35 protein-coding genes and 1 pseudogene are annotated in these 25766 nt (G+C 62.2%); 19 read left to right on the forward strand and 17 right to left on the reverse strand.

Annotated elements, in window-relative coordinates; translation table 11 throughout:
• Nucleotides 1-171 precede the first annotated feature (171 nt).
• Entirely contained in the window at nucleotides 172-1170 is a 999-nt protein-coding gene (locus CQ019_RS01975; protein WP_105553050.1) for an SRPBCC domain-containing protein, read from the reverse strand.
• Entirely contained in the window at nucleotides 1167-1412 is a 246-nt protein-coding gene (locus CQ019_RS01980; protein ID WP_096288886.1) for a hypothetical protein, read from the reverse strand. Before CQ019_RS01980 ends, CQ019_RS01975 begins: the two co-directional genes overlap by 4 nt.
• 315 nt (nucleotides 1413-1727) lie before the next feature.
• On the opposite strand from CQ019_RS01980, the gene CQ019_RS01985 reads away from it, so the two are divergent.
• The 3 genes from CQ019_RS01985 to CQ019_RS01995 all read left to right on the forward strand — a co-directional run bounded on the left by CQ019_RS01985 (nucleotide 1728) and on the right by CQ019_RS01995 (nucleotide 3230).
• Nucleotides 1728-2372 carry a dihydrofolate reductase family protein gene (locus tag CQ019_RS01985; protein ID WP_105553049.1) on the forward strand — a complete coding sequence of 215 codons (645 nt, stop codon included), beginning with the start codon at nucleotides 1728-1730 and terminating at the stop codon, nucleotides 2370-2372.
• Nucleotides 2373-2504: 132 nt separating this feature from the next.
• Complete coding sequence (locus CQ019_RS01990) at nucleotides 2505-2825, forward strand: hypothetical protein (RefSeq protein ID WP_146112440.1); 321 nt, start codon at nucleotides 2505-2507, stop codon at nucleotides 2823-2825.
• Nucleotides 2826-2828: 3 nt separating this feature from the next.
• Nucleotides 2829-3230 (forward strand): SMI1/KNR4 family protein, encoded by a 402-nt coding sequence (locus tag CQ019_RS01995; RefSeq protein WP_096288880.1) that lies wholly within the window; start codon nucleotides 2829-2831, stop codon nucleotides 3228-3230.
• Nucleotides 3231-3570: 340 nt separating this feature from the next.
• Here the strand turns inward: CQ019_RS01995 and CQ019_RS02000 are convergent, their stop codons facing one another.
• From CQ019_RS02000 to CQ019_RS02020, 5 genes are all read right to left on the reverse strand, one after another.
• Nucleotides 3571-4161 carry a GNAT family N-acetyltransferase gene (locus CQ019_RS02000; RefSeq protein WP_096288878.1) on the reverse strand — a complete coding sequence of 197 codons (591 nt, stop codon included), beginning with the start codon at nucleotides 4159-4161 and terminating at the stop codon, nucleotides 3571-3573.
• Nucleotides 4158-4736 carry a TetR/AcrR family transcriptional regulator gene (locus CQ019_RS02005; RefSeq protein ID WP_258133816.1) on the reverse strand — a complete coding sequence of 193 codons (579 nt, stop codon included), beginning with the start codon at nucleotides 4734-4736 and terminating at the stop codon, nucleotides 4158-4160. The genes CQ019_RS02000 and CQ019_RS02005 overlap by 4 nt, the downstream gene beginning before the upstream one ends.
• A gap of 352 nt (nucleotides 4737-5088) precedes the next feature.
• The gene (locus tag CQ019_RS02010) at nucleotides 5089-6267 is read right to left on the reverse strand and encodes a Cmx/CmrA family chloramphenicol efflux MFS transporter (protein ID WP_105568816.1); all 1179 of its coding nucleotides are present in this window, start codon (nucleotides 6265-6267) and stop codon (nucleotides 5089-5091) included.
• Nucleotides 6268-6506: 239 nt separating this feature from the next.
• Complete coding sequence (locus CQ019_RS02015; protein ID WP_105568817.1) at nucleotides 6507-7157, reverse strand: NAD(P)-dependent oxidoreductase; 651 nt, start codon at nucleotides 7155-7157, stop codon at nucleotides 6507-6509.
• Complete coding sequence (locus tag CQ019_RS02020) at nucleotides 7154-8074, reverse strand: EamA family transporter (RefSeq protein WP_105569245.1); 921 nt, start codon at nucleotides 8072-8074, stop codon at nucleotides 7154-7156. The genes CQ019_RS02015 and CQ019_RS02020 overlap by 4 nt, the downstream gene beginning before the upstream one ends.
• A 78-nt stretch (nucleotides 8075-8152) precedes the next feature.
• Here CQ019_RS02020 and CQ019_RS02025 point away from each other — a divergent pair, with 78 nt between their 5' ends.
• From CQ019_RS02025 to CQ019_RS02045, 5 genes are all read left to right on the forward strand, one after another.
• Complete coding sequence (locus CQ019_RS02025) at nucleotides 8153-9031, forward strand: LysR family transcriptional regulator (RefSeq protein WP_105568818.1); 879 nt, start codon at nucleotides 8153-8155, stop codon at nucleotides 9029-9031.
• A 109-nt stretch (nucleotides 9032-9140) separates the two neighbouring features.
• On the forward strand, nucleotides 9141-9689 hold the full coding sequence (locus CQ019_RS02030) for a GNAT family N-acetyltransferase (protein ID WP_105568819.1): 549 nt from the start codon (nucleotides 9141-9143) through the stop codon (nucleotides 9687-9689).
• A 182-nt stretch (nucleotides 9690-9871) separates the two neighbouring features.
• A complete protein-coding gene (locus CQ019_RS02035) occupies nucleotides 9872-10231 on the forward strand; it encodes a helix-turn-helix transcriptional regulator (RefSeq protein ID WP_105568820.1) in 360 nt (119 codons plus the stop codon).
• Entirely contained in the window at nucleotides 10231-10911 is a 681-nt protein-coding gene (locus CQ019_RS02040) for a cation transporter (protein WP_181148219.1), read from the forward strand. The genes CQ019_RS02035 and CQ019_RS02040 overlap by 1 nt, the downstream gene beginning before the upstream one ends.
• Before the next feature lie 36 nt (nucleotides 10912-10947).
• Nucleotides 10948-11355, forward strand: coding sequence for a hypothetical protein (locus CQ019_RS02045; RefSeq protein WP_105719006.1), 408 nt, complete (start codon nucleotides 10948-10950; stop codon nucleotides 11353-11355).
• Between the two features lie 68 nt (nucleotides 11356-11423).
• On the opposite strand, the gene CQ019_RS02050 is transcribed toward CQ019_RS02045, so the two are convergent.
• Entirely contained in the window at nucleotides 11424-12146 is a 723-nt protein-coding gene (locus CQ019_RS02050) for a hypothetical protein (RefSeq protein ID WP_105568823.1), read from the reverse strand.
• A gap of 29 nt (nucleotides 12147-12175) precedes the next feature.
• Complete coding sequence (locus CQ019_RS02055; RefSeq protein ID WP_105568824.1) at nucleotides 12176-12745, reverse strand: CDP-alcohol phosphatidyltransferase family protein; 570 nt, start codon at nucleotides 12743-12745, stop codon at nucleotides 12176-12178.
• 171 nt (nucleotides 12746-12916) lie between these two features.
• On the opposite strand from CQ019_RS02055, the gene CQ019_RS02060 reads away from it, so the two are divergent.
• Nucleotides 12917-13684 carry an isocitrate lyase/phosphoenolpyruvate mutase family protein gene (locus tag CQ019_RS02060; RefSeq protein ID WP_105568825.1) on the forward strand — a complete coding sequence of 256 codons (768 nt, stop codon included), beginning with the start codon at nucleotides 12917-12919 and terminating at the stop codon, nucleotides 13682-13684.
• A gap of 117 nt (nucleotides 13685-13801) precedes the next feature.
• On the opposite strand, the gene CQ019_RS02065 is transcribed toward CQ019_RS02060, so the two are convergent.
• The 4 genes from CQ019_RS02065 to CQ019_RS02080 form a co-directional block, all read right to left on the reverse strand.
• A complete protein-coding gene (locus tag CQ019_RS02065; protein WP_105568826.1) occupies nucleotides 13802-14296 on the reverse strand; it encodes a DinB family protein in 495 nt (164 codons plus the stop codon).
• 32 nt (nucleotides 14297-14328) lie between these two features.
• Nucleotides 14329-15441, reverse strand: a complete 1113-nt coding sequence (locus CQ019_RS02070) for a DNA alkylation repair protein (RefSeq protein WP_105569246.1) — start codon at nucleotides 15439-15441, stop codon at nucleotides 14329-14331.
• 143 nt (nucleotides 15442-15584) lie between these two features.
• On the reverse strand, nucleotides 15585-15881 hold the full coding sequence (locus CQ019_RS02075) for a Fe-S cluster assembly protein HesB (RefSeq protein ID WP_096288849.1): 297 nt from the start codon (nucleotides 15879-15881) through the stop codon (nucleotides 15585-15587).
• 162 nt (nucleotides 15882-16043) lie between these two features.
• Nucleotides 16044-16637 carry an N-acetyltransferase gene (locus tag CQ019_RS02080; RefSeq protein ID WP_258133818.1) on the reverse strand — a complete coding sequence of 198 codons (594 nt, stop codon included), beginning with the start codon at nucleotides 16635-16637 and terminating at the stop codon, nucleotides 16044-16046.
• A 95-nt stretch (nucleotides 16638-16732) separates the two neighbouring features.
• Here CQ019_RS02080 and CQ019_RS02085 point away from each other — a divergent pair, with 95 nt between their 5' ends.
• Nucleotides 16733-17317 carry a DapH/DapD/GlmU-related protein gene (locus CQ019_RS02085; RefSeq protein WP_096288845.1) on the forward strand — a complete coding sequence of 195 codons (585 nt, stop codon included), beginning with the start codon at nucleotides 16733-16735 and terminating at the stop codon, nucleotides 17315-17317.
• Nucleotides 17318-17330: 13 nt separating this feature from the next.
• Here CQ019_RS02085 and CQ019_RS02090 read toward each other — a convergent pair whose 3' ends face one another.
• From CQ019_RS02090 to CQ019_RS02105, 4 genes are all read right to left on the reverse strand, one after another.
• Nucleotides 17331-17681 carry a TfoX/Sxy family protein gene (locus CQ019_RS02090; protein WP_105568828.1) on the reverse strand — a complete coding sequence of 117 codons (351 nt, stop codon included), beginning with the start codon at nucleotides 17679-17681 and terminating at the stop codon, nucleotides 17331-17333.
• A 12-nt stretch (nucleotides 17682-17693) separates the two neighbouring features.
• Nucleotides 17694-18053 (reverse strand): nuclear transport factor 2 family protein, encoded by a 360-nt coding sequence (locus tag CQ019_RS02095; RefSeq protein ID WP_105568829.1) that lies wholly within the window; start codon nucleotides 18051-18053, stop codon nucleotides 17694-17696.
• 17 nt (nucleotides 18054-18070) lie between these two features.
• Nucleotides 18071-18826: a hypothetical protein gene (locus CQ019_RS02100; RefSeq protein WP_105568830.1), complete on the reverse strand. Its 756-nt coding sequence runs from the start codon at nucleotides 18824-18826 to the stop codon at nucleotides 18071-18073.
• Nucleotides 18827-18940: 114 nt separating this feature from the next.
• Complete coding sequence (locus CQ019_RS02105; RefSeq protein WP_105568831.1) at nucleotides 18941-19405, reverse strand: phage tail protein; 465 nt, start codon at nucleotides 19403-19405, stop codon at nucleotides 18941-18943.
• A 149-nt stretch (nucleotides 19406-19554) separates the two neighbouring features.
• Here CQ019_RS02105 and CQ019_RS02110 point away from each other — a divergent pair, with 149 nt between their 5' ends.
• The 9 genes and pseudogenes from CQ019_RS02110 (at nucleotide 19555) to CQ019_RS02135 (ending at nucleotide 25232) form a co-directional block, all read left to right on the forward strand.
• A complete protein-coding gene (locus CQ019_RS02110) occupies nucleotides 19555-20025 on the forward strand; it encodes an isoprenylcysteine carboxylmethyltransferase family protein (protein WP_181148220.1) in 471 nt (156 codons plus the stop codon).
• Nucleotides 20026-20034: 9 nt separating this feature from the next.
• On the forward strand, nucleotides 20035-20763 hold the full coding sequence (locus CQ019_RS02115; protein WP_096288835.1) for a VOC family protein: 729 nt from the start codon (nucleotides 20035-20037) through the stop codon (nucleotides 20761-20763).
• Nucleotides 20760-21509, forward strand: a complete 750-nt coding sequence (locus CQ019_RS02120; RefSeq protein WP_105568833.1) for a bifunctional 2-polyprenyl-6-hydroxyphenol methylase/3-demethylubiquinol 3-O-methyltransferase UbiG — start codon at nucleotides 20760-20762, stop codon at nucleotides 21507-21509. The genes CQ019_RS02115 and CQ019_RS02120 overlap by 4 nt, the downstream gene beginning before the upstream one ends.
• A 43-nt stretch (nucleotides 21510-21552) precedes the next feature.
• Nucleotides 21553-22377, forward strand: a complete 825-nt coding sequence (locus CQ019_RS02125) for an alpha/beta fold hydrolase (RefSeq protein WP_219843917.1) — start codon at nucleotides 21553-21555, stop codon at nucleotides 22375-22377.
• Between the two features lie 361 nt (nucleotides 22378-22738).
• The gene (locus CQ019_RS18400) at nucleotides 22739-22909 is read left to right on the forward strand and encodes a hypothetical protein (protein WP_181148221.1); all 171 of its coding nucleotides are present in this window, start codon (nucleotides 22739-22741) and stop codon (nucleotides 22907-22909) included.
• Between the two features lie 37 nt (nucleotides 22910-22946).
• Nucleotides 22947-23558: pseudogene (locus CQ019_RS02130) on the forward strand (serine hydrolase); the annotation flags it as partial.
• Between the two features lie 144 nt (nucleotides 23559-23702).
• Complete coding sequence (locus CQ019_RS18405) at nucleotides 23703-23852, forward strand: hypothetical protein (RefSeq protein WP_181148222.1); 150 nt, start codon at nucleotides 23703-23705, stop codon at nucleotides 23850-23852.
• Between the two features lie 271 nt (nucleotides 23853-24123).
• Nucleotides 24124-24783, forward strand: coding sequence for a hypothetical protein (locus CQ019_RS18165; protein ID WP_146112438.1), 660 nt, complete (start codon nucleotides 24124-24126; stop codon nucleotides 24781-24783).
• Nucleotides 24771-25232 carry a hypothetical protein gene (locus CQ019_RS02135; protein ID WP_105553031.1) on the forward strand — a complete coding sequence of 154 codons (462 nt, stop codon included), beginning with the start codon at nucleotides 24771-24773 and terminating at the stop codon, nucleotides 25230-25232. Before CQ019_RS18165 ends, CQ019_RS02135 begins: the two co-directional genes overlap by 13 nt.
• Nucleotides 25233-25766: the final 534 nt, after the last annotated feature.

A 25766-nucleotide genomic window follows, 5' to 3' on the forward strand; every position in this document is an offset into this window, starting at 1 on the left:
GCGAAGCCCAACCTTTCGTCGAGGGACTGGGGTGGCGATTCGATCCAGGCATGGCGCTGGCCCGTTTGAATTTAGTCTCCCTCGCCTCTGGAATCTGGACGGGCCCGATAGTTGGTTTGTCGCTTGGACTGGCAGCGAAGAGGCACCACAGAGCTGTGAGCAGTGGAGCGCTTAGCGGAAAACTCGGCCGATGCCACCGCTCAGTTGCGACAGCTGCATCCAGATCCCGAAACGAACGAGCGGGCGAAGGAGCAGTTCGATCCATGGGTGAACGACGCGGTTGGCATTGCGTTCCCAGCGCAGGTGGATATGAAGCTGGGTGCCGCCAGCTGCAGGCTCCAACTCAATACGTATTCGCTTGATGTTGGCCCGCGCCGATTCTGGAAAGGTGAACTGCCACTCGATCAATGTTGCGTCTCTGCATGCGACAAGCTCGACATCCTGGGTCTGGAATTCAGGCTTAATTCGAAGCTGCTTGCCATCGGGCCGCTGCGTGCGAGTGCGTGCGCTCCAGCGTTCGCCAATATGGATGCGTCCCAGTGGATCGTTGCCGGCGATTTCATTGATAGTCGGTTCCCACTGAGGTATCCGCGACGGGCTGTAGAGCAAATCCCAGACCTGTTCAACGGCAGCGGGAATAAATGCCTCGATGCTTCCCGAACGTTGGTCCGGCCGAATGCTGTGTCGTGGCTTGAAGGCAGTGAAGTGCTGGGCTTCATCGATTAGCGCGATCACCTGATCGGGTGCCGTATTTAGCCGCCGTAGTATTTGGTCGATCATGCCGCTCGGCTCCGTCATGAGTTCACCCAGTACGTCAGCGGCAGTTCCCCGACGCCCGCCGCCGCTCGCGCGTTTGATCACGGCTAACGCGCGGTCGCTCCATTCGTAGCCACCGGTTTCATGGAAGACGATCCGCCCTTGTGGCGGGAGTCCGCTGTTGACGCCGAGCGAGGCGAGTTGTGCCGAATGCTGCTCGTTGACGGCAGCTCTTGCCGATTCAAGAGTGATCCCCATGCTTCGCAGGACCTGTCCGGCGCTCTGCTCGCTGAGGACGAGTGCAAGAAGCAGATGCTCGATGTCGGCGGTGCGCTGTCCGATGCGGGAGGCTTCCTCCATGGCGGCGAGCGAGAGCGTGTGCGATGTAGTTGCCGCGTCGCTGAACTTGCTCAATGGGCCCTCCTTGCTACGGGGATAGTCTGATCGACCTTCTTCGCGTACTTCTTGTGCGCTGCCTGGCGGGAGACCCCGAGTGCGTCGGCAATGTTCTGCCAGCTCATGCCCAAGCGCAGGGCCGCCTCAACTTGCGCGAGTTCGAGCCGCTCGGTGAGTGCACGCAGGGAAGCGATAGCGCGAAGCCCGGAGCGTGGGTCGCTGGTGTCTGCCGCGACCGTGGTGATCTGTGTTGACTCCATGCTGTCAACCTACGTTGCCAAGCAATCGCCTGTCAACAAAGGTTGCTAGCCGGGTGTCTGTGGCGGGGGATTGGTTGGACTTACCGGTGATTGTTAGGTGTGGCGACGAGATAGGGGCCCGCATCAAGATCTAATAATGCCAAGAAACCCGCATTCTGAGAGGCGTTTTCCCGGATCGCAGCAGTGGAGCTGAGAACATCATGCCCGTCAAGGAGCTCGCTCTCCAGATATTCGGCCGCCAAACCGATTGCGGATCGAAAATGCTCTGCGCTAGGGTTCAAGTGATTCCAGATCTCAAGAGCTTAGGGAGTTGCCATGGTCCGGACGCGGGTACATAACTTGCTAGTTTCCTCGGATGGCTATGCCGCAGGTGAGTACGTGACGCTCGAGAAGCCGATCGGTGACGCCCGCGCGCTTTTCGGCAAATTCGACGGACGCGTCATCCACGGCATCCATGGCATCGATGACCCGGTGACCGTGGATCGGGCCATGTTCAGCATGTGGGGCCAGGGGATCGGGGCGGAGATCATGGGCCGCCGTAAATTCGGTCCGCAGACGGGCGAATGGCCCGATGACGGCTGGGAAGGGTGGTGGGGAGACGAACCGCCCTTCCTCACCCCGGTGTACATCCTGACCCACTATCCACGCCAGAAACTCGAATTCGCCAACGGCACCAGCTTCCACTTCGTCGATGCGTCGCCGAAGCAAGCGCTTGGCCTGGCGCAGGAAGCGGCCGGCGGGTTGGATGTCCGGATTGGCGGTGGACCATCGACCGTGAGCCAGTTCTTGCAGGCTGATCTCATCGACTTCCTGCATGTGGTGATCGTTCCGATCGTGCTCGGTTCCGGTGTCCGGATCTGGGATCACCTGGCCGGCTTGGAAGACCGCTTCAGCGTCGAATCCATTGGCACCTCCAGCGGACTGACCCATCAGTTGTGGAATAGGACGAGCCGCGAGTGAAGTCCTCATGTGGCCACCAAGTGGAAACCATGAACTGGAATTCTGCCTTTCTGCGTCCAACGCCTGCCTGGGAACTGTGCATGCATCCTGCCGCACGCCACTGGCCTGTCTGAACGAGGGAAGCTGAGAACCATGAGAATGCTGCTGGGGGATGTGTTGCGGACCGCGGGCGATCTGCCGTGGACGCACGCCCTGTATGCTTCCGCAGGCCGGCGGTCCTTCGAGGAGTCCGCGCCGGTGCTGGTCTGGGATGTGGATGACGTCTCCGATGCCGCCATGGATCTGCCGGCCGAAGCGATCGCGCTCGACTACGAGTATGTCCTCGCGATCGATGACGTGCAAAGCATCGTCGCCAACGCCCTAGCGCAGCGACCGGGCGCGACAACCGCGGAGCTGCTCCTGGCGTTCCAGCACTATCTCGACCGCGACGCATTCATCGTGTGGGATGGTTGAACCATGCTTTCAAGAGAGGCACTGAGCGAGAAGTTCACCCTGCATCCGCCCGCCTCGCCCGCTGTTCTGGAGACCGAGCGGGGCGAGTATGGCGGTCCGCTGCCCGAGGAATATGTGGATTTGCTTCGGATCTCCAACGGTCTGTACACCGAAGGGAACCTGAGCATCCTCGGGGCCGAGGGCGTAGTGCAACGCAACGTCGACTACGAGGTGCAGGCCTACCTGCCCGGCTACTTCATGATCGGCGACGACGGCGGCGGGACCGCGATCCTGCTGAACCTGCAGGACCGTGGCATCTACGAGGTGGACATGGGCGTCATGGATGAGCAGAGCATGGAACGCAACGCCGGTTCCCTCGATGAATTGCTCCGGCTCGGCACGTGCCTGGCCGAGCGCAACGGCTAGCGAGGGAACAAGCACCGGCGGGCACCTTGATGAAATTGATCAATCTAGTTAAGCCATTGAGCTGCGTCTGATTCCGGTGCGGGCGCCAGCCTCGGGCGCGTTGCCCTGCCCGTGGCTATTGAATGTTTCTGCTGGGATCGGCTGACTTTTCGCAAGCAGCTACACGGTGCGGGAATAGCGGTATCCCCAAAAATCGCGAGCACGCTCAATCCGGGACGAGCTCAGGGGGTTCAACGCAGGATCCAACGGGCCATTCAATTACTACGGAGCACAGTGGCAATGGAGTAGCACCTTGAAAAGTCGCAAAGCTGTGGTTCCGTCAAGTCCATTGTTCTCCTCGTTATTCTGAGCTCCGGATTCTCATCGACAGATAGTTCGAGAATCCGGCACGCTTGGCAAACTTCACCGGGCGCGAGTGCGATTCACGGAATCCGAGCTTGCGGTATAGCGCCAACGCGGCGGTGTTCGTATTCTTGATGTCTCGGAGCACGAATTCCTGGTAAGGCAACCGCAGCAAATGCTTCATCAGAGCGGTTGCGACGCCCTGGCCTTGACGTTGTGGCACGGTGGTCACGAAGCCGATCTCGGCCAGAGCGGGCCGTGCGTCCGCGTAGGCCCCGAGGAACTGGCTCCGAACGATAAAGTAGCTGATTGCTCCGTGCCAGTTTCCCAACGCACGCCGAAATTCACGTCCGCTGGGCTTGAAGCACTCCTGATCTCCTTCCGTCAGGGTCGCAACCGCCGCAGGTTCTCCATCGACCAGTGCAATATAGAAGCGCTCTAGGATGATCATGTGTTCGAAAGCGTCCGCCAGAACCTGCGGGTCTTTCGAGAAGTACTTGAAGTCGTCGGCAAATCCGTGGATTAGCACCGCGGTGATGTCCCGGCGGGAGTTCTCGCCAAGCTCGTCGCCACGTTTGATCTCGATCATGGGTTTCCCTCGCCAGTTAGTAGGCGAAGCACAACGTCTGCGCCTGAGTCGGTCAACGCGTCCTGGATGACCAGGCGCATGTTCGCAATACCCGACAGCATTGCGAAATAATAGGCGGTTAGTTGCTCCGGATCGCCATCTGCGAACTGTCCGGAGGTTTGTCCCCGACGGATGAGCTTGGCGAAGGCTTCCCAGAGAGAGCCCTGTTCGGCCGCGAGCCGTGCCGCCGTTCCTGCCGGGGTGTCGCTCAGGAATCCTTGGTTGATCACGAGATAGAACTCGGCTGCCTCTTGATCTCCCGCAAGGTCGGAGAGGAAGTCATGTGTGAAACCGCGCACTAAGGCGAGCGGATCGCCGTCGCCCGAAAGAGTATCGGAGACCGCTTCTAGGCCGGCCGCGGCCTGCTTGAGCAGGTCGTCGAAGAGGACTTCCTTGCTCGCATAATGCCGGTAGATGGATCCGATGCTGAGCCCAGCTTCTTCCGCGATGTGCCGGATGCTCGACGCAGCAAATCCATGCCGTGCAAAAATGCGGACGGCGGCGCGCTCGATCGCCTGGCGCGTAGTCTCGCGCAAGGCCCGATTCTGTTCTGCTACACGCACGAACACCTCCATAGAATGAACTGATGTTCATTCTATGGATTTCAGACCTGGCGTGCAATGCTCATCTGTTATCGAATGGCTGACCGTCGATGTTTTCGCCACGGAACAATAGCGGGATTCGCGATTCGCACGATCCGTAGTCCTTATCTGGATAATATCCAGCTCGTCCCTTCCCCGGAAGGCCAGGCTTGCGACTCGACGCAGATTTCCTTGCGGTCACCGCATCAGCATGATTGCTGCTCTGGCTCCTCGAATTGGCCGCTGAATAAGAGCTGCAGAGCTGTGCGCCCCGGGGCATTTGCGGCAGGCACCGAACCGCAGCGCGTCAGCAATTGGCGTCCGCAGGAGTCTTCGCCTGGGTGCGCCCCGCCAGGGCCATGATCAGCAGCGCGAGCGCCGTCAGCGCGGAGGCCACCCAGATCGGGGAGAGCAGGCCCAGCCCGGTGGCCAGGCCGAATGCACCCAGCGCGGGCCCGGCGGCGGCTCCGGTGTTCAGCGCCGCGGTGGCGTAGGAACCACCCATCGTCGGCGCCCCCGAAGCCGCGTACAGCACTTGTGTGATCAGGGTGCTGCCCACGCCGAAGGACAGCGCTCCCTGTACGAACAGCAGGATCATCAGGGCGCCCGGATGGGATGCGCTCAAGGCCAAGGCAATCCAGCCGGCAAGCAGCAGCGGTCCGCCGACGGCGAGCACGGCCCCCGAATGCCGATCCGCGAGCCGCCCCGCGAGCGTGACGCCGAGGAGCGACCCGCCGCCGAAGATCACCAGGGCGACGGGGATCCACCCTTCGGCCAGCTGCGCGTGTTCGGTGACTACCGGTGCCAGGAAGGTGAACGCGGCGAAGGTGCCGCCGTTGACCAGGGCGCCGAGTCCCAGGGCGAGACTCAGGCGCGGCGTGGCCAGCTCGCCGAGTTCCACGCGCAGCCTCGGAGCGCCCGAAGCGTCCGCGGGCTGCCCGGGAGTGGGCCCGAGACCGCGCAGGATGCCAATGGCTGCGGGAATGCAGAGGACGGCGATCGCCCAGAATGTGGTGCGCCAGCCCATCGCCGTGCCCAGCAGCGCCCCCGCGGGGACGCCCGCGATGGTTGCGAGCGTGGTTCCAGCGAGCAGGATCGACAGCGCGCGTCCCTTCTGGTTCTCCGGCACGAGCGTGCCGGCCGCGCTCAGTGCGACGGCGAGAAATCCGGCGTTGGCGAGGGCGCCGAGCACGCGGGTGATGAGCAGAATCGAGAACAGGGGCGTTATCGCTCCGATGACGTGGCTTGCGGCAAAGAGGAGAAGGCAGAGCAGCAGCGTGAGCCGCGGCGGCCAACGCCGGGCGAAAGCGGCCATCACCGGCGCGCCGATGACCATGCCGAGCGCAAAGGCGGAGGTCAGCAGCCCGGCAGTGCCGAGGGGCACGTCAAGTTCGGTGGCGATAGCGGGCAGCAGGCCCGCGAGCATGAATTCTGAGGTGCCCATGACAAAAACGGCCAGGGCAAGCAGGTAGAGAGCAAAAGGCATCGAGGACTCCGAGGTGAGAGGTCAAAAGGGGGTTCCTTTTTGTCACCACGGCCAGGGGCCCGGATAAGTCAGGCACGCGTGCGCGCAGGGCGCGGCGCTGGTGCTTAGCGGTTCAGGGGACTGGCGGGGTGACCGGCAGTCCCCGACTTGTCTGACTCGGGACTCGACATGCCTGAAACTATACATGGTGCCGATGCGCCGCATTCCGGAATTTCCGCCGGGCTGCCCGGGAGAGTGGATCAGCAGGAGGCGGCTTGCGCGACGGTGAAATGCTGGCCGCCGCCGGGGCTCTCGAGTTCGTCGAGCACGGAGATGGCTAGGTCGGCCGCGGTGATCCGCGAGATGCCATGCGCATCGGTGAGCAGTGTGCCCCGCCCGCGCCGATATCCGCCCGTGCGCTCGCCGGGTTCGAGAATCGCCGGCGGGCTCAGGTAGATCCATCCGCTGTAGGGGTGCCTCTGGCAGGTTTTGAACTGGTCGAGGCTGGCCTGCGCGACGTGCTTCCACGCAGCGGGCACGTAGTCGGGGTCTTCGATCAAGAGCCGGCCGGGATCCGTCGGGGAGCGCAGCGGTGCCGCGCCGCCGACGATCAGCACCCGAGTGCCGTGCTGCTCGGCGGCGTCCAAAACGCCTCGGGTGAGCGGCGCCAATCGGGACTCTTCGCCCGGGCCGAGCCGGATGGCGAGCACCGCCGCGTCGGCCTTGCCGAGCACCGGGTGCAACGCTGCGGTGTCGGCTGCATCAACGGCCAGTGTACTCAGTCGGTCGTGGCGAGGTGCTGCGGCGTGGTGCCCTCGGGAGAGCGCGATGACGTGGTGTCCGCGGTCGAGGGCTTCTGCGGCGATGGCTTTGCCGGCCATGCCGGTGGCGCCGAGAACTGCAATGTTCATGCGGGGAACCGTGCTTTCTTCTTCGTTGGGCCCAGTTGACCGGCGACCATGGCGATGAGCGCGACGGCGAAGCCGAAAAGTTGGCCTGGTGTGAGGACCTCGGCGGCGATGGCCGCGCCGAGGGTTGCGGCTACCAGCGGGGAAAGCAGCCCGAGCAGTGCGGTCGCGGTCACCGGCAGCCGGCGGATGCCGGAGAACCATAGTCCGTAGGTCAACAGCGTGCCGATCAGGCTCAGCCACAGGTATCCGGCGACCGCCGGGCCATCGATGCCCGGCGGGATTCCGTCGAAGAGCATGGCCGGGATGAGCAGCAGCAGTCCGGCGGCGGTGAGCTGCCAGCCGGCGAGTCCGATCGCCGAGACGCCCTCGGGCCTGCCCCATTTCTTCGTGAGCACGACGCCGGTGCCCATCGAGGCGGCCCCGGCTAGGCCCGCGAGGATGCCGAGGGGATCAAGCCCCGCGTCGGGACCGAGCACCACGAGGCCGACCCCGGCCATGCCGCCGAGGCCCCAGATGACCCGCCATGCGGAGAGCTTTTCGTGCAGGATTGCCACGGCGAGCAGCGCCACCACGATCGGCTGCGACGCACCCAAGGTGGCGGCGATGCCGCCGGGCAGGCGCTGGGCGGCGAGGAACAAGAGTGGAAAGAACGCGCCCATGTTCAGCGTGCCGAGAACCAGGGACTTCCACCACCAGGACCCGCGCGGCAGCCGCCGGGCGATCAGCAGGGCGAGCAACCCGGCGGGCAGTGAGCGCATCAGCGCCGCGAAGAAGGGATGCCCCTCGGGCAGCAAGTGCGTCGTGACGATGTAGGTCGTGCCCCATACGGCCGGGGCGATCGCCGTCAGCAGCGTCCAGCCGATGCGCGAGGGCAGCAGGGTGCCGGGAACTGGCAGCGGGATCGTCGTTGTGTTCATATATTCATCTTCTGTCGCACCGATGAATGAGTCCAACACATTGTTGTCATGCCATCGATGAACTGCAATCATGAATGCATGGAACTTCAGCAGATGCGCTATGCGGTCGCGGTCGCCGAGGAACGCAGCTTCACCCGCGCCGCCGCGCGCTGCCACGTGGTGCAGTCCGCGCTCAGCCACCAGATCAAGGCCCTGGAACGCGAACTGGGTCTCAGCCTATTTGCCCGCACCAGCCGCCGCGTCGAAGTCACCGCCGCCGGCGAAGCGTTCCTCGTCTCGGCCCGGCTGAGCCTCGAGGCTGCCGAACGCGCGGTCTCGGCTGCCGCCGCCGCGACCGGAGAGATCCGCGGCACGCTGACCATCGGGGTGATTCCGACGGTGACGGCGCTCGACATTCCCGCGGTGCTTGGAGCCTTCCACCGTGCACATCCAGCAGTGGGGATCAGGCTGCGCAGCGGAGGCAGCGACGAATTCATCGCAGCCATCGCCGACGGAAGCATGGATGTGGCCGTGCTGGGGCTCCCCGGGGCGATACCGCACGGCGGGGTCGACGCCAGCGTGCTGGCGCGTGAACGGCTCGTCGCCGTCGTATCCGCGCAGCATGAGCTCGCCGGCCGACGCGAGCTGCGGCTGGCGGAGCTGGCCGAGGAGACGTTTGTGGACTTCCCCGTAGGCACAACCGGACGAGCCCCCTCGGATCTTGCCTTCGCGGCGGCCGGGATCCGTCGTGAGGTCGCGTTCGAGGCGATGAGCACCGACCTCATGCTGGGCCTGGTGCGCAGCAACCTCGCCATCGCGCTCCTCTCCCCGGCGGTGATCCCCGACAGCGGCGACTTCCGCGCCATCCCGATCAGCGACGGGCCGACGCGCATCGAGTACCTGGCGTGGAGCGGCTTCAACCTCTCGCCGGCGGCCAAGGCCTTTCTGGACGGTCTGCATGGTTCTGCAAGCGCCTGAATCCCCACGGTCCGGGCCTCGCGGCGACAATCGAATCGAGCCGGGCCGATCCACGACTTCAACCTCAGGCTCCGGGTTGAGATTCTCGAGATTGTGCCAGAATGATTTCATGATTCTGCCGACCCCGACCATGGAGACCGAACGCCTGCGCTTGCGTCCCTTCACGGATGCCGACACGGAGGACCTTTTCGCCTTGCAAAGCGATGCCCAGGTGCTGCGCTATTGGGACTCGCCGCCCTGGGATGACCGGGCGTCGATCGCCCGCTTCATGGCGGGGTGCAGGAAAATGGCGGAGGAAGGCAGCGGTGCCCGCGTGGCCATTGAACGCCGCTCCGACCAGGCATTCGTCGGCTGGTGCACGCTGAACAGCTGGAATCCGGCATTTCGAAGCGCTTCTCTGGGATATTGCCTCAACCAGGCCGCCTGGGGCAACGGCTATGCGACGGAAGCGGGACACGCCCTGCTGCGCTGGGCGTTCGGCGCCTTCGACCTCAATCGCATCCAATCCGAGGTCGATACCCGCAACGCCGCATCGGCTCGGGTGCTCGAAAAGCTGGGCTTCCGCTTGGAAGGCACCTTGCGCGAGGACTGCATTGTCGATGGCGTGGTATCCGATTCCTGGGTGTATGGCTTGTTGGGCAGCGAGTGGGCCGGTTGAGGGGCACATGGCCGCAACGGAACATGGCGATGTCAAGGGGCTCGGGCAATTGATCTGGAGCCTTTGACGCACCCGTCGTGCGGCTGCCCGCCGAGGTAGCAGGGCGTCGGCCGCGTGCCTGGCCTTTCGAGGACTGGAGGAGCCCCTGACATATTGGTCAGTATGCGCTGTATAGTCATTGTATGCTGACTATTGCTTCTCGTCTGGATGTCATGAACCGGCTCGGCCGGGCCATGGCCGATCCGACCCGCTCCCGCATCTTGATGACCCTGCTCGGTGGGGCGAGCTACCCGGCGGTGCTGTCGCGGGAACTGGAATTGACCCGCTCGAACGTCTCGAATCACCTGGCCTGCCTGCGCGACTGCGGGATCGTGGTCGCCGAACCCGAGGGCCGGCAAACCCGCTACGAGATCGCCGACCCGCACCTCGCCGCGGCGCTCACCGCGCTGGTGGACGTGACCTTGGCCGTGGACGAGAGCGCGATATGCCTGGATCCGGCCTGCGCGGTTCCCGGCTGCTGCGCAAAGGGTGCCGTGCAGTGATGGCCGCGGAACTCACGCTGGCACGGAGGGACGTGCTGCGGCGGCGGATCAAGATCGTCGTGGCAATCACGATCTCCTGGAACGTGATCGAAGCCGTGATCGCGCTGATCGCCGGTTCGGCCGCCTCCTCGGCGGCGCTGATCGGCTTCGGACTGGACTCGATCGTCGAAGTCCTTTCTGCCGCGGCGGTGGCTTGGCAGTTCGCCGCGCCGGACCCCGAACGGCGGGAGAAGGCCGCGCTGCGGGTCATCGCGGTCTCGTTCTTCGCTTTGGCTGCCTACGTCTCGGTGGATGCCGTGCTTTCGCTCTCCGGGCTGCGCGAGCCGGAACACTCCCCGGTGGGTATCGCGATCGCCGGGTTGAGCCTCATCGCCATGCCGCTGTTCAGCTGGTTCGAGCGCCGCACGGGCCGCGAGCTCGGGTCCGCCTCCGCGGTCGCAGATTCCAAGCAGACCCTCATCTGTGCCTACCTGAGCGCCGCCCTGCTCGCCGGCCTGCTGCTCAACAGCCTGCTCGGATGGGCATGGGCCGACTCGGTCGCCGCACTCGTGATCGCCGTCTTTGCCGTCCGCGAAGGAGTCGAAGCGTGGAAGGGCGATGCCTGCTGTGCCGCCCCGCTGGCCGTGCTCACCGGGGAACTGAAGGCAGAGGGGTGCAGCGATGATTGCGGTGACCACTGACCGAGCCAAAAGCTTCCCGATTGCTAATCTGGGAAGATGAACATTCGGCGAGCCGTGCTTCGCGGCCTGATGCTGTGGTTGATCTTCTCGCTGGTCGGGATCGGCATCGTGGCGGTACCCGACAGTGGTGGTGCGGTTTTCCGGCTGAGCCAGGGGCATGGGCCTTCGCCGTGGGATCTGCTCGGTATCGCGATGCTGCTGCTCGGCTGGGTCCTTTTCCTCGTGCCGCTTATCCGGGCCCGAGCGCTGTGGCCGGTTCCCGGTCTCGTCCTCGGCGGGTTCTTGGCCGGCCTGGCAATAGTAGTGTGGTCGGTGCTCTCGGATACCGGATCGTGGTGGATTCTTGGTGCCTCGCTATCAGCCGGGGTCCAGCTGGTGGCCGCAATTGCTGTCGCCGCCGGGCGGGGCCCCACCCTGCGCGGAATTCGGCCGCAACGGAAATAGCCCCAAGGCAGCTCATGGCACGGGCCACCACATCCGGGTGCGGAGCTGCAACCGGTCGGCGACGGCGGCTACTTCGAGGCTAGCTGCCGTTGAATCCGCCGCCCGGTGCAGAAGCCCACGATCGGTTGCAATGCGATGCCGAGCGCCGCGAGCACGATCCACAGGGCCAGATTCGCCTCGGCAGGCGGGGACATGAACAACCTGGAGCCAAGCCACATGCCGATACCGGTGACGGCAAACAGGAATACGTAACCGAGGAGCTTGCTCGGCATTTTGCTGGCCGTCATCCCCAAGAGGGCCAATGACGACCAGAAGAACGAGGCGATGACAAACAGCGCCGACAACCCAAATGCCAGCGGCTCAGAGATGTACCAAGCGGCAACGGTTGTGCCGTAGATATTTTGGTCAACGGCTATGGGCCAGCTGATCATGAAGATCAGCATCAGCAGGACTGCAACCAGCGTGGAGAGCATTAAGAGCTGAGGCAGGCCTTTGGCGGGCAATCCCGAATCCGGGCGCTTGGAGTCAACGCCCAGGAAAGTGAAGAGCAATGCGCACATGGCGACGGCGATGCCGGACCATGCGCCATCTCGCTGGACTTCATTGATGTGGTTTGTGGTCAGGAGCCCGGTAGCGGAAAGCAACACCAAGATGGTCCCCATGACCGCGACGAAGATCGCCTTGTAGAACATCGTCCGGAGCACCGGAATCCAGATCAGCGGCGAATCACCCTTGGCGCGCTTTGACGTTTGCTGATCCGATTTTGCTGCGCGTCGGTTAAGGGAACCCATCTGACTATTCTGCCTCAATGCGGCGGGAGCTAGGGTGCCTTGCGCTGTTCGCTGGCGGTCTTCCGCATGATCCGCAGGTAGCCGAAACCGACGAACAGATGCAGCAGGGCACCAGCGGCGAGAATGTAGATACCCGGGGTGAAGAGTACCGAAAGCTGTTCGATGCGCCCCAGCGCAACACAGGCCAAGCCCAGCATCATGATCCCTGTTCTGATCTTTCCAAGCCATGTTGATTCCGGCGGGGAAGACAGGCGCAAGAAGAAGTAGGTGCACAGCAAGGTCAGATCGGTGATGAAGATGGCCAACCCGATCCACAGCGGAACCGATCCGTTCAGCACAAAGGCGATGGCGATGGCAACGATTCCCAGGCGGTCGGCGATGGGATCGAGCAGAATGCCGAGCCGGGAAACCTGGCCGAACTTGCGTGCGATGAAACCGTCGATCCAATCGCTCAGGCCGAAGGCCAGCAGCAAGATGGCGGTGAGCACCGGCCGCGTATCGGAGATCAGGTAGCCGCAGATGGGTATGACTAGCAGGAAGCGGAGCACCGTGATGGCGTTGGGGATCGTTGCCCAATCATGCTTACGTCCCGAGCGCATCGCCACCGTTTTCTCCTTTTCTCCTACGTTGAACGATTGCTTACTGTGGAGAAAATTACAAGAGCTCGGGGGGCTTCGCGGGGATTAAAACACTGATTGGAAGCCACCCTAGAGTGCGGATACGGTCACTGGTACGCTGAGCCTTGTTCAGCGACTCCAAGGAGAACCCACATGTCTGATGTCACACAGCTCGCCCAGCAGCTCGCCGACCTGCACGATTCCGGCCGTACTTTGGTTCTTCCCACGGTTTGGGATACCTGGAGCGCCAATGTTGCGGTCAGTGCGGGATTTGAAGGTCTCACCATCGGAAGCCACCCCGTAGCTGACGCCACGGGCAGCGCAGATGGCGAAAAGATGGACTTCAAGGATTATCTGCGCCACAGCCAGGTCATTATGGATTCGGTCAACATCCCGGTCAGCGTCGATGTTGAATCCGGCTACGGACTGGAACCAGCGGAACTTATCGGGCGGCTTCTCGATGCTGGCGCCGCCGGTGCGAACATCGAGGATGTGGTGCACTCCGAGTCAAAGCGCGTGCGCGATCGCCAGGAACATGCCGACTACATTGCCGCCGCGCGCCAGAGCGCCGATGAGGCGGGTGTTTCCTTCGTCATCAATGGGCGTACCGACGCGTTGAAGTTCGGCACCGACGTCTTCGCGGACCCCGCGGAAGAAGCGATCGCGCGGGTGAAGCTCATGGAGCAGGCCGGCGCGCGTGCAGTCTACCCCGTGGGGCTGAGCACCGCCGAACAGGTCCGGCGCTTTGTCGAAGCGGTGCAGATCCCGGTCAACGTCACGGCTCATCCGGTCAAAGCCCACGGCGCAGGGAACCTCGCGGAGCTCGGCTCGCTCGGAGTTCGCCGCGTGACCTTCGGCCCGCTATGGCAAATATGGTTGGCAGAACTTTCCGCGGCGGAACTGGCCAAATGGGTCAAGTAGCCCGTCGCGAAAGGTAATTTGCGCTGGAGTGCACTCCTCGATCGGGATGGCTAACTTCCCGATCGAGGATGACCGATCCCCTGGGGGAGCGGCTGGCCCCCGAGGTGGCTTCAGCGATCAGGCCAGGGTTCCGGCCGCGTAGGCGGCCTGTCCGACATGCTGGATTGCATCGTCGAGCATGGAGAGCAGCCGAACCCCGCGGGTCACCGGTGGCTCCCACGCGCGGTCGACGATCTCATCGAGCTGCGCTTCGCCCAAGGTTCGGACGTACCCGCTCAGCGCGGCGAGCGTTGCCTCGAGGTAGTCGAGCAGCAGCTGCTGGTCCTCGACGACAATGCTCCTCGCCTGCTCTCGGCTATGCCCGTAGCCGATGCCCATCCCGATCTCGCCAAGCTCAAACCGCTCGCCGAAGTCTTCCCAGACCTGGCGCCGGTCGTTGAGCTCGGCTAATTGCACATCGATTTCCCGGGCGCTATGCCACAGCAGCCAGGCAATTGAATTCGGGTGTCCCGCAGGATGCGCGTTGAGCTGCGCGGCGCCGAGCGGTGGAAGATTTCGGGCGGCCGAAAGCGGCAGCGTAGCCAGCTGGATGAGCATCTCTTTGGAATCCATATTCCACATTGTGCCCCGCTCGCCGCGCTATGTCAGCCCGGCGGCTCGGCGAGCAGCTCAAAGTGCACGGTGTGCGTGGGAACCCCATTGATCTGCAATGCGATCCCATGAAGCCCGGGATAATACCGGCGGGTGGTGATCGCCCGGAATGAATGGGAACGGCCGATGTCCAGGCTTTCGCCCGGTGCCAAGGTGCGCGTGGCAATTTTGAAGACCTTGGCGCTGGTGGACCCGTTGGCCTTGAGATGGTGGACGAGGTAGTCGATGGCCAGCGCGCTCGGCTCGGCGCCGGCATTGCGTATGGCCGCGGTGAATTCCACGTTTCCACCCCATGGAACTTGTTGCTGGCCGAGCCGCGGGCCGTCGATCTCCAGCGTCGCCGGAGCAAAGCCGAGGACCGCCAGGGCCTGGGGATCTCCGCGCTTGATCAAGGTACGCAGCGCGTGCTTCACCAGCGGCAGTGTGGTTTTCTCGGGAGCTTGCAGCCAGCGGCGAGCGGTCTGCGTGACCAGCTGCGGAGCATCGCGGCTCAGGTCGTTCAGGTGGTTCGCCACGGAACGACGCACATACTGGCTTTCATCGCGGTACAGCGCATCGAGGATGGGGATGGTGCGGCCGGGCGTCGCGGTGAGCTGCGGAACGCGAACCGCCCAGGGCAGATAGGGGCGGGTGCCCTCGCTGGCCAGCCGGCGCACGTGCTCGTCGGGGGACCGGGTCCACTCTTCGGCGATCTCCAGGGCCTTGTCCAGGTCATGGATGAGCAGCGTCCGAATGGCGAACTCCGCGGTCAATCTCCCGGTGAGCGCGGCCAACAGGGCCATAGCGTCGTTGAATGCCGCGGAGGTATTCTCCCGTACCGCACGGGTCGCCACCGCGCTGGTCACCGGCCAGATCATCCAACCGGTGAAGGTCGCGGAACGCTCGCTGGCTTCTCGGATGACCGTTGCCAGCCGCGCGTAGTCATCGGGGAATTCCGCCAGCAGGGCATCGCGCAGGGCATCGGCGCGTTCGCGCAGGCTCAGCTCGGCCAGAGCGGCACTGGCTGCCGGCAGGAATTGCAAGGGGTGCTCCGGGATGACGGCCTGGATCTCATGGGCGAGCTGTTCGGCGACATCGGCACCGATGAGTTGATCGGCGAAAGGCATAATGCCATTGTTTCCCGCATCTGCGGGATCTGCGAATTCTGAGACCGGGGAATTCGGATGAAGCGCTGGGCTGATGCCCAAAAAGCCTGCGAGGGCCGCCCGGCTGGGCGACCCTCGCGGGAAGCTTAAGGAGCGAACCGAGGTTAGCTTTTAGGGAGGATCTGGAAGCTGACGGCGCCTTGCTCGTCAACGGCCGCGTCGAGCACCTTGTCGTCGAGCTCATCGGTGATCAGCTCGTCCAGGTAAACCGGGCTTCCTTCGCCGCGAACTACCACGTCGGCTGGTTCCGGTGCGGGAACAATCTGCACCGCGAAGGCTGCTTCGTTCGGCGCTCCGGCACCTTCGGACTGATGGATTCGGAGTCCGGCATCGGCTGCCTCGGACTGGTTGGTGACGATCGCGGTAACGATCGTATCTGCCTGGTCGGTCAGTGTGAGCACGAGGCTCTCCTTCCGGTTGCGGACATGCCAAGATCAGGGCACGTGGGTGCCACCATTCCAAAAACAAGCACGAATCTCAACCCCGCTTAACACCTGCGAAATACGCATACGCATCACCGAGCTCTCAGGTACCCTCCTCCTTCGCAAAGGCGCCGCAGGGCTCTAGCCGAAGGCGAGGTACGGCGCGGATTTCCCGGGCTCGCGCACCCTGAACCGCAGTTCCAGGTCGCTGCGCTCGATCAATTGCAGCTGATGTGCGTAGGGCTCGCTGATGACATACACGGTGTCGCGCAGCTGCCATTGCTCGGCGAACCATTGGCGCAGCGCAGCCAAGAGGCGTTCATCGAGCCCGGATTCCAGCCGCGATTCACGAACCCAGAAATAGATGACCGCCTCCAGCTCCGCCCATGCGCCGGAGCCCACGGCGCTCACGGTGGATTTGGCCAGGAATTTGGCGCCGGGCGGGTAGACGTACACGCAGCCCAGGCACTCGGTTTCGCTGGGATCGAGCATCGTGTAGGTAAAGGCGCGATGCTCCTTGTGGAAGCGCTCATGCTCGATGAGGTCCTCGCGGTTCTCCGCCACGCTGAAGTCATCGGCCGGCCACGGGTCCTGCTCCCAGAGCCGCAAGGACTCGCGGGTTTCCATCACCGCCGCGTAGTCCAATGCGGCATCCTCGGCGGTGGGCGGACGCAGCAAGAACTCCGCGTTGCGCAACTGAACGGGAATCGGTGCGTTCGGATCGGTGATCAACACGAGCAGCTCCTGACGGCGAAGGGGTCAACCCAGCATAGATTGCTATGCAGGGAAGTTGTGGCCGAAGTCCGTGTGCGGTGCGCTAGCGTAAGACCATGAGCAACATTGCAGGACTCGAGGAACTATTAACCGCCCTGAACGCGGGCCAGAGCATCACCGGAGGTTCCGGGCATCACCAGGCGATGCACGCCGCGAGCCAGGAGGCGTTGCGCATCGCCGCTCAGCTGAACGGGAGCTACCACTCGCCCGCGGCGGTCCGTGCGCTGCTCGGCGAGCTGACCGGGAGAGAGGTGCCAGAATCCGTCCAGCTGTTTCCGCCATTTACGGCCGACTTCGGCAAGAATATCCACTTCGGCGAGAACGTGTTCGTCAACAGCGGCGCCAGATTCCAAGACCAGGGCGGGATCGAGATCGGCGAGGGTTCGCTGATCGGGCATAACGCGGTGATCACCACGTTGAACCATGACATCGTGCCTAGCCGGCGCGCGGATATGCACCCGGCACGGGTGGTGCTTGGCGCCGGCGTCTGGCTTGGCGCGAATGTGACGGTGCTCCCCGGGGTGCGCATCGGCGATGGCGCGGTGGTCGGTGCCGGGGCGGTGGTGACCAAAGACGTGCCGGCCGGGGCCATCGTCGTGGGAGTTCCCGCCAAGCAGGTGGGCAGCGTACCGCAAGAGTAGTCCAACGTCGGGTTCAGCGGCCGCCACCGGTCAGCGCACGGTTGAATTCCAGGGCTGTGCCCAGCCACGAAGCCAAAGCATCGTCCTTCTCGAGGCTCGCGGCGTCCACCTGGATCCAGCCCGGCCCCATGCTCCGTCCGGTGCCCATTTCCGCCTGGCCGGCTCCGGGGCTCAGCAAGAGCTCGGCGTGGTTCGCCGGGGCAACATGAACCAATAACGCCCCTTCCTTGAGCGCGCCGACCAGAAGTTTCTCGTTGACCATAAATGAGTGGCCGCCGAACATCGATACCTCGCGCAGGACCGGCTCGCCGGCTAGTTTCTCGCGAATGCGCTCGATGAGCAGCTGCTGGGCCGTGTGCATCATCTCTGCCCTCGCTTAGCGGGGCTCGGCCGGAGCATAGGACATCCGGTCAAAGACCAGCACGCTGTCGCTGATCTGGCCGTCGGAGACGGTAAAGCATTCGCCGGCCACGGCGGAGGAGGTGCTGGTGGTCTGCGGGTAGTAGAACAGCGCCACGCGGTTGCCCTCGGCGAATTCGGCGATCTGCGCGGTACCGGTCAGCAGTGGCGCGAACCCGGCGATGAACTGCCGGTAGGCCTGTTTGCCCTCCAGATCGAGGCCCGGCGCCCGGCAGGTGATGGCATCGGCGACATAGCTCATCGCCAGCTCGACATCGCCCGAAGTCCAGGCCCGATGATAGTTCTTGACAATTTCCAACGCTGAGGATTGCTCCATGGAGGGTTCCTTGGGATTTAGAAGGTCAGTTTTGTGCGGAGGCCGCGGACGACGAAAAAGAGGATCACTGCCTGCGCGGCAAGCAGGAACGCGCCGGAGCCGACACTGTCCCAGCCCATTGCCAAGCCCGACTGCAGGGTGCCGATGCCGCTGGCCACGGGGTAGAACAGCGGCCAGAGGATCGCGAGGTTACGCACGCAGGCAAAGACGATGGCGAAGGCGAGGGCGAACAATCCGAAGCTCAGCGCCACCGGCAGCGGAACCGATCCCACATGCTGCAGGGCAAAACCGAGGCCGGTGAGCGCGATGGCCGGCAGCCAGCCGAAGGCGCGTTCCCAGCGTAGATAGAGCCAGCCGAAGACGAAGAAGGGCTCCCAAAACACCAACAGGTTGGCTAGCAGGTGGGGGAGGAGCTCGACCTGCTGCGCGGCGGCAGTGGTGATGAGCTGGTAGGCGGAGCCGGCCCCGAGGAGCGCGGCGATGATCAGGGAGCGGAGAAGGAATCTGCGGGTGATGCCGAGCCCGGCCCAGCCTTCCCGACGCTGCCTGAGCACGGTAAGCGCCGGAATGAGTGTGCCGAAAAGCAGGATGCCGACAATCAAGAACCCGCCGCCGAACGCGCTGCCGGCCCAATAGCAGGCCCAGAACGCCAGCAGCGTGCCCAAGGCAATGACGGTGTCGCGGCCGGGATCCCAAGCGAAGATCCGCCGCGGGATCCGCGGCGGCGAACCAGATGCGGTGGAATCGGAGGTCGGGGTGCTGGAACTCGACATGCTCATATCCTCGTCGGTGCGGTGAGTTGAGCCGCTTCTGGGTCCGAAGCGTGGCCCGGTGGCTCTTAGCCTAGAGCCGATTCCGATAGCTGGCTAGGGAGCTCCGCCGGACCGCTAGTATTCGCCCTTGATCACGAAGTAGGATCCGCGGATGGTTCCGGCAAGTTTCGACTTCTGCCGGGCGAATTTGAAGCGCTGGGCAAGTTCCTCGGGCACGTCCATCCCCTCGGAGAGCTTGAATCCCACCGCACGCTTCGCGCCGGGTGCCAGGGAGTAGAGCACATTGATCGAGAGACCGGATTCGTAGAAGAGGTAGGCGCGTTTGGCGCCATCGGCTTCGAAGAGGCTCGCCTGCAGCACCGGGGATGCGATCTGCAGGTCGCGTTCGTCGGCGAGGATGCGGTGCACCCAGTCGACAATTTCGGGGACGTCTTGGGCGGCACTGAGCATGAGGTCGTGGTCGAACTTATTCTTCAGGTACCGGGCCTCATTGGCGCGCAATCCGGCGAGGGCATCGGCCACCGGTGAGCTTTCCAGACCCGCGGTGCTCACCTCTTTGAAATCGACTAGATAGGACATGCATGCTCCTGGAAAATATTGGGCCGACCGGTTATGCCGATCCTACCTTTGCTTGTGCCTGTTCACGAGATGGGCAGGGGCGCGAAATTCTAGCCGGGAGCGTAGCATCGAAGCATTAGACGGAGCCGCGAATTAGAGGAGCCATGTCGATGCTGCGCATTCCACCGCCGGTATTAGCGCTGGGCGCCGGTGCGCTGCAGGCGCTCCTGTCGCGCCATCGCCACAGCTCGCCGCGCTCACGAGTATTCGCGGGATTGCTGTTGCCGGTCTGCTTGGCGCTGGATATCTCCAGCCTCCGGGCCTTCCGCCACCGGCAAACGACCATCAACCCGATGGCCTTGGACTCGATGAACGATCTGGTGACGGACTCGGCGAACACCTTGACTCGCAATCCGATGTATCTGAGCCTGGCGGTGTTGCTCGTAGCGCACGCCCTGTGGCGGCGCAGCGCGCTGGCGTTGCTTCCGGCCGCGGGAGTTGTGCTGCTGCTGGACAGGGTGCAGATTCCCGCCGAGGAAGCAGCGCTCGAAAGGGCCTTCGGCCAGCGCTATCGCCGCTACCAGGAGCAGGTCCCGCGGTGGGTATCGGGGCGCACGATCCAGCGACTGCTCGCACGGTAGGCTGGGCGCATGTACCTGGAAAACATCGTTTTTGACTCGGTGGATCCGCAGCGTCTCGGTCGATTCTGGCAGGAGCTGCTGGGCTGCGAATTTCTGGACGAGGATGCCAGCGGATTCGAAACGCGCCTGCACATCCCCGACGGGCCGACCCTCGATCTGTGCTTTCAACGTGTTCCCGAAGCTCCGCGGGATCCGGTCCGGCTGCATCTGGACCTGCTCGGTGGCCAGGAGCAAGAACAGGTGATCGCCCACGCGCTCGCCTTGGGCGCGAGTCCCAAGGATATCGGGCAGCAGGATGTCCCTTGGGTGGTGCTGGGCGATCCTGAAGACAACGCCTTCTGCGTCATGGAAGGCCGCGCAAGTTATAGCAATACCGGACCTATCGCCGCGCTGCCCCTGGATTCCTCCGATGTGCGTCGCGATGCCGCCTTCTGGTCCTGGCTCACCGGCTGGGAGCAGACCGCGCTTGGCCGGCCCGGAACGCTGCGCCATCCAAGCTATCGGGGGCCGGTGCTGGAAATATGCCCCGAACCTCTGGCCAAGGGACCGGAAAAGAATCGACTGCACCTGGACGTGCGTTTGGAAGCCGCCGATGATGCCGAGGCGCTCGCCCGAGAGATCGTGCGCCGCGGGGGCACGGAATTGCATCCGAATTGGGGCGAACTGCCCTGGCGCGTCTATCAGGACCCCTCGGGCAACGAATTCTGTGTCCTGCCCGCGGCGGGAAATGACCTATGAGCCAGGAGCTTGAAGCCGACGCTTGCTTCGCCGATGCGCGCCTCGCCGAGCTCTATGACCCGCTTGATGCCGACCGCAGCGATCTGGAGCCCTATGCGCAGATCATCGACTCGTTGGGTGCGCGCAAGATCTTGGACGTGGGCTGCGGGACCGGAACCTTCGCCTGCCAACTGGCCGCGCGCGGACTGCAGGTCACCGGGGTCGATCCTGCGGGCGGCAGCTTGGCGGTGGCCGGAGCCAAGCCCCAGGCGCCGCTGGTGCAATGGGTGCATGGGACGGTGGATGATGTGCCGGCAGGAAATTTCGACGCGGCGGTGATGACCGCAAACGTCGCGATGGTCTTCACCGGCGATGTCCAGTGGCAGCAGACCCTGGAGCGCATCGCGCAATTGCTGAAACCTGGCGGGCGGCTGATTTTCGAGGCACGGCGGCCCGAAGCGCGTGCCTGGCTGAATTGGACGCCGGAATTGACCCGCGAAACGACCCTGATCGATCGGCTGGGGCCGGTCAGCACCTGGATCGAAGTGCTGGACTACGCCGATGAGTTGCTCAGCTTCCGTGAGACCTTTCGCTTCGAGCAGGAAGGCACCGAACTGGTCTCGCATTCCACACTTCGCTACCGCACTCGCCAAGAGCTGACGCGCACGGTGGAAGCCGCGGGATTCTCGGTGGAGACGGTGCAGGAGGCCCCGGATAGGCCCGGGCGGCAGTTCGTGTTCATTGCCCGGCGCGACACGAGCGATTAGTCTCGTCTCCATTGGCGAGAACCACCCAACGCAAGGAAACATCGTGAGAGAGCAACAGCCGTCTCAACCCCTGCCCGAGGGCATCGCCGCGGTCTACGGCACCGGATTTCCGGTGGTCCTGGTGCACGGCAACGGGGTGGACCACCGGATCCTCTTCGCCCTCGATGAGCAGTTGGAAACTGCCGGCACCCTGCAGCGCATCTACATCGACCTGCCCGGATTCGGTGGGACTCCAGCCTTGGCGGGCCGCGCCGGCCTGCCCGAATTCGCCGCCTGGCTCCAGAAGCTGTTGCAAAGCCACTTGGGGGCACGCCCGTTCGCGCTGATCGGCAATTCGCTCGGCGGCCTGCTCGCCCAGGAGATGGCAGACCGCTTCGAATCCCAGGTGCGCGGAATGGTGCTGCTGGCGCCGGTGACCCGACCGGCGGCCGAGGAACGCACGGTGCCGGCGCGCAGCGTGGTGCACGAAGACGAACTGCTGCTCGAGGAGCTGGGTCCGGTCAATGCCGGGCACTACGCGCAGATGTCGGTGATCCAGACCCGCGCGAACTGGGAACAATTCGAGCGCCATGTGCTGCCCGGAGTGCTCGCCGCTGACCTGCGCGCCATGGCGCATCTGTCCACCCGCTACTTCCTGGAGACGTTGCCGGTGGACCGCGAGCGGATTTCGCAGATTCCGGTGCTCATCGCCTGTGGAAGGCAAGACCATATCGTCGGGTTCGAGGACGCCAAGGCGCTGCTGGTCCGCTACCCCAACGCTTCCTTCCTCGAACTGGACCGTGCCGGACACAACGCGCATATTGACCAGCCCGAGATTTTCGCCCAGGCGTTGGCGCGCTGGACCGCGACGCTCACTATTAGCGGCTAGCGCTCGCCGGTATCCTCGCCGCACCCTGCCATGACTTGCCACTACTTCCGGGAGTTCTGATTCGTTGCGTCAGATGAAAACCTCGGGGTGTGACTGATAACTTTATTTGGCGGTTAAGTTGCAGCTCTACATGGCGGTTCGTGCAGTCCCAGTAGGGGGAACGTTCTACGGGAAAGTTCGGGGCAGCCGTTTGCGCAGTACACCGCTGTGCAGAGGCGCGTTGATTTTTCGGAGGGAGTGAATCGGAACGATCTTTTCCTGATCTTAGAATGCCGAATATGCGCACCGAATACGATCGTTTAGGAGGCCGATTCAGCTGGGCACTTCTCCTCTTGTCGGTACCGGGTGTCAGAATGGAGACATGCAGCATACGGTCCCTATTTACAGCATCGCGAAATCCTACACCGCCGCCGCCGTTCTTTTGACGTTTAATCCGCAACAACACATCGGTGATCGCCTAGCCTGGCTACCTGCGCATTTGAAGCCTCTGTCGTTCGAAGACAGCTCACTCACACCGTTCCGGGCTCAATGATTACTTTGTTTGGCCAGACTATCGAGTAGCAGTAGAAAACGCCGCAGAACCCTGGGACTCAAAGGACATTATCGCTCGTGCAGAGGTGCAAAACCCCGGCGTATTTCGCTATTCAAATATCGGGTATCTACTTTTACGCTTAGCTCTCGAAGATTTCCACCAGAAGCCTTTTTTCAACGTGCTCGACAGCTTGATCTTTAGCCCTCTTGGTATTCAAGCCTCCCCTTTTGATTGCCCTGATGATTGGGAACAGTGCAACCATCCCGCGATCACTGAAGAATTGCGCAATTACCACCCAGGATGGGTGTACACCGGAACTTTCGCTGCCACGCCCGATGAAGCTGCACGCGGTATTGCATTAATCATGCGAAATGAGCTGGGGTCGGCTTTGCCTGAAGCAATGTTGAAAACCCATTTGGTTGGTGCTCCGCAGAATCATCCAATGTCGCCGGAAGCTGGATACGGGCTGGGACTTATGACGCGCGGCCTACCTCCAGTAGTTGTTGGGCACGGTGGGCAAGGCCCAGGGTTTAATCACTTCACTGCGGTCAGTTCCGATGGTTCTCGCTGGTGCGGAGCTACGAGCGTGCAGGAAGGTGAAGATCAGGATTTGATTCGTCGTTGCGCGGCGGCTGTGAATCCTCGGTGAGGACGCAGTAGATGCCACACCGAAAACGATCGTTTTTGGGATATTAAAGCCGCCACTTTACAAGTTGTGACTGTTGGGTTCGTTTGACGGCTAAATCGCAGCTCCAAGTGGCGGTTTTAGGCGCCCATAAGCGGGACTATATATGTGAGCGCCGAGAAACGCGAGGGCACGGTCCAAAATCTCGAAGCCCAACGCATCGACCGTGAGATGGAGAGCATTCGCGTCGAGGTGACGTCAGCTCAGGAAGCCTGCCATCAGGGCCGTCAAGAGCACCAGAAAGGCCAAAGCTCCTAGGGACCGCACACCCCGCGGCCTTGGCACTCAAATTCAATGACCTGGCTTGGATCAATAGTGATCTCGCCTGTCAGCGTTCTAATTTCTTCGATAGGTCGCAAAGTCGGACGTGACCGATGCCTCGAATCAGCCCTTATCGAAGACTATGAACTTTCAGCCTGCTGTAGGGTGCATTGTGGTAAAAACTTTAGGCGAGAAGTTACACTATTGAAGATAATAAAAATATTGAGTCCAGAACCAAAAGTTTAAACTACAAGCGTCAGGCATAACGATGAATTTTACTTTTGTAGCATTACCCCTTGCGTTGTCTTTGGTAGCTGCATTACCGGGGATGGCGCAGGCTGTTGAAACTCCTGTTAGCGAAACCCACACGGTGCAGCAGTCCTCGGAATACGCCCTTTCAACGAAAGATTTCTTCCCCGAAAAAACCCCTACGGAATCGAACTACATCGAAGCGGAATCGCCTGCCGATGCAGTAGCCAAGATGGATAAGATGGACGAACTACACAAAGCCGGATTCAATGTGGGTGCCATGGCAAAAGTGAATTATGGGCCTTGCAAGATCGTTGCCGCAGGTTTTCACACCAGAAAATCTGGGAACTATAGTACGGGTGGCTTCAAATCCACAACCTATTGCACCACGAAAGTCACTTCGATCAAGCATTCTTCACAGGCGCGATTTAAACGATTAGCCTGGTGGATCAAAGGTGGCCCGGATATTAGCCAGCCAGCCCAAAAGATAAAGGGCGATAAATATAACGGCACTTACTATCCTGTTGTCTTCACGCAGACAAATCACGCACTGTCATGCAAATCTGCGAAAAAAACCACATGGTCAGGCCGTACTCTCGGAACTATTGTCTACAAAGGCAAGACTTACTATGCTGATGCCTACGCTCCTGTACAGAAGGGGGTTCCATGCCGTCTCTAAGCAGCATCCTGACAAAAATCAAGATTCGCCTTGGCTCGAAATATTCAGAAGATCTGATGGTCTACGTCGTCTATGGGAAACAACCCAGCCCATTTCCAGATCTTGAATACATAGAGCCAATAATTGCGATCGTGGCCAGCGAACGTGAATGCTTTGCGATTCAGGAAAAGTATCTAGACACTAAAGTCAGCTGGGAAGCTCGAAAGGTGCAGGGTGCCGAAAGCATAGACCTGGTAGATGGCTGCGTTTTGTATCTGACGCATACTACTTTGTCATCGTACGATGAGGACGCCGATGGGAATCCAATCTTCGGGATCATGGAGAATCCACAGCCCACGGCTCTATATTGCAGTCGGGACGCCGCTGAACAGCAAGCACCGGAACAATACCTGCACATCGTTACCCTCGGTGAAATAAACCTTCGTGGCGTCGGAGAGCTTTTGGAATAAGTGTCCAGCACCCTACGCCAATACCTGAAGTTGCCAGACATGACGGGGCCGCACCTGCCAGGTGTGGCCCTCTTCATGTTGCTTGCCGCGTTGCAGGAGATGGTATTGGGTTAGATGCCTGTTTGACCCTATCCGTGTTGTCTCAACAAACTATGGGTTGCAAGACGTTTCAAGCACGTTGAAAAGTACGAACGTTGGTGATTGAGTTTCCGGCGTTGCGGTGTTCTACGAGGGCTCCACTCTTGGAGCTCCATGAACCGCCAATTAGTGTCGCGATTTAACCGCCAAATAAAGTTGGCAGTCAAAACCTCCGGGAAAGCATCTCGCCGGCCAGCAGTCCCAGCACCTGCAGACTGGGCTGCCGTTGCGCTGCAACCGGAGAATCACCCACGAACTTGGCGCAGGAACAAGGGCGAATATTTTTTCATTCAGTCACCGAACCCGAACCCCAATCCATCCACCGGAACTCACACCGCGTATACCACTAATAGGCACCAAGGGCGCTGTGCCCCGGCAACCGGTAAATAAGTGTTC

The sequence above is a fragment of the Arthrobacter sp. MYb229 genome (assembly GCF_002975405.1).
Lineage (GTDB): Bacteria > Actinomycetota > Actinomycetes > Actinomycetales > Micrococcaceae > Glutamicibacter.

Bases quoted from the DNA above. Each gene is read 5' to 3' on its own strand.
- CQ019_RS02015 (WP_105568817.1), bottom strand. From the start codon at position 7,157: ATGAACATTGCAGTTCTCGGCGCCACCGGCATGGCCGGCAAAGCCATC.
- CQ019_RS02100 (WP_105568830.1), bottom strand. From the start codon at position 18,826: ATGTCGAGTTCCAGCACCCCGACCTCCGATTCCACCGCATCTGGTTCG.
- CQ019_RS02135 (WP_105553031.1), top strand. From the start codon at position 24,771: ATGCCGTCTCTAAGCAGCATCCTGACAAAAATCAAGATTCGCCTTGGC.
- CQ019_RS02025 (WP_105568818.1), top strand. From the start codon at position 8,153: ATGGAACTTCAGCAGATGCGCTATGCGGTCGCGGTCGCCGAGGAACGC.
- CQ019_RS02045 (WP_105719006.1), top strand. From the start codon at position 10,948: ATGAACATTCGGCGAGCCGTGCTTCGCGGCCTGATGCTGTGGTTGATC.
- CQ019_RS02055 (WP_105568824.1), bottom strand. From the start codon at position 12,745: ATGCGCTCGGGACGTAAGCATGATTGGGCAACGATCCCCAACGCCATC.
- CQ019_RS02030 (WP_105568819.1), top strand. From the start codon at position 9,141: ATGATTCTGCCGACCCCGACCATGGAGACCGAACGCCTGCGCTTGCGT.
- CQ019_RS02010 (WP_105568816.1), bottom strand. From the start codon at position 6,267: ATGCCTTTTGCTCTCTACCTGCTTGCCCTGGCCGTTTTTGTCATGGGC.
- CQ019_RS02065 (WP_105568826.1), bottom strand. From the start codon at position 14,296: ATGGATTCCAAAGAGATGCTCATCCAGCTGGCTACGCTGCCGCTTTCG.
- CQ019_RS02060 (WP_105568825.1), top strand. From the start codon at position 12,917: ATGTCTGATGTCACACAGCTCGCCCAGCAGCTCGCCGACCTGCACGAT.
- CQ019_RS02070 (WP_105569246.1), bottom strand. From the start codon at position 15,441: ATGCCTTTCGCCGATCAACTCATCGGTGCCGATGTCGCCGAACAGCTC.
- CQ019_RS01985 (WP_105553049.1), top strand. From the start codon at position 1,728: ATGGTCCGGACGCGGGTACATAACTTGCTAGTTTCCTCGGATGGCTAT.
- CQ019_RS02040 (WP_181148219.1), top strand. From the start codon at position 10,231: ATGGCCGCGGAACTCACGCTGGCACGGAGGGACGTGCTGCGGCGGCGG.
- CQ019_RS02050 (WP_105568823.1), bottom strand. From the start codon at position 12,146: ATGGGTTCCCTTAACCGACGCGCAGCAAAATCGGATCAGCAAACGTCA.
- CQ019_RS01980 (WP_096288886.1), bottom strand. From the start codon at position 1,412: ATGGAGTCAACACAGATCACCACGGTCGCGGCAGACACCAGCGACCCA.
- CQ019_RS02110 (WP_181148220.1), top strand. From the start codon at position 19,555: ATGCTGCGCATTCCACCGCCGGTATTAGCGCTGGGCGCCGGTGCGCTG.
- CQ019_RS18400 (WP_181148221.1), top strand. From the start codon at position 22,739: ATGCAGCATACGGTCCCTATTTACAGCATCGCGAAATCCTACACCGCC.
- CQ019_RS02020 (WP_105569245.1), bottom strand. From the start codon at position 8,074: ATGAACACAACGACGATCCCGCTGCCAGTTCCCGGCACCCTGCTGCCC.
- CQ019_RS02105 (WP_105568831.1), bottom strand. From the start codon at position 19,405: ATGTCCTATCTAGTCGATTTCAAAGAGGTGAGCACCGCGGGTCTGGAA.
- CQ019_RS02085 (WP_096288845.1), top strand. From the start codon at position 16,733: ATGAGCAACATTGCAGGACTCGAGGAACTATTAACCGCCCTGAACGCG.
- CQ019_RS02090 (WP_105568828.1), bottom strand. From the start codon at position 17,681: ATGATGCACACGGCCCAGCAGCTGCTCATCGAGCGCATTCGCGAGAAA.
- CQ019_RS18165 (WP_146112438.1), top strand. From the start codon at position 24,124: ATGAATTTTACTTTTGTAGCATTACCCCTTGCGTTGTCTTTGGTAGCT.
- CQ019_RS02120 (WP_105568833.1), top strand. From the start codon at position 20,760: ATGAGCCAGGAGCTTGAAGCCGACGCTTGCTTCGCCGATGCGCGCCTC.
- CQ019_RS01995 (WP_096288880.1), top strand. From the start codon at position 2,829: ATGCTTTCAAGAGAGGCACTGAGCGAGAAGTTCACCCTGCATCCGCCC.
- CQ019_RS02035 (WP_105568820.1), top strand. From the start codon at position 9,872: ATGCTGACTATTGCTTCTCGTCTGGATGTCATGAACCGGCTCGGCCGG.
- CQ019_RS02000 (WP_096288878.1), bottom strand. From the start codon at position 4,161: ATGATCGAGATCAAACGTGGCGACGAGCTTGGCGAGAACTCCCGCCGG.
- CQ019_RS01990 (WP_146112440.1), top strand. From the start codon at position 2,505: ATGAGAATGCTGCTGGGGGATGTGTTGCGGACCGCGGGCGATCTGCCG.
- CQ019_RS02115 (WP_096288835.1), top strand. From the start codon at position 20,035: ATGTACCTGGAAAACATCGTTTTTGACTCGGTGGATCCGCAGCGTCTC.
- CQ019_RS02095 (WP_105568829.1), bottom strand. From the start codon at position 18,053: ATGGAGCAATCCTCAGCGTTGGAAATTGTCAAGAACTATCATCGGGCC.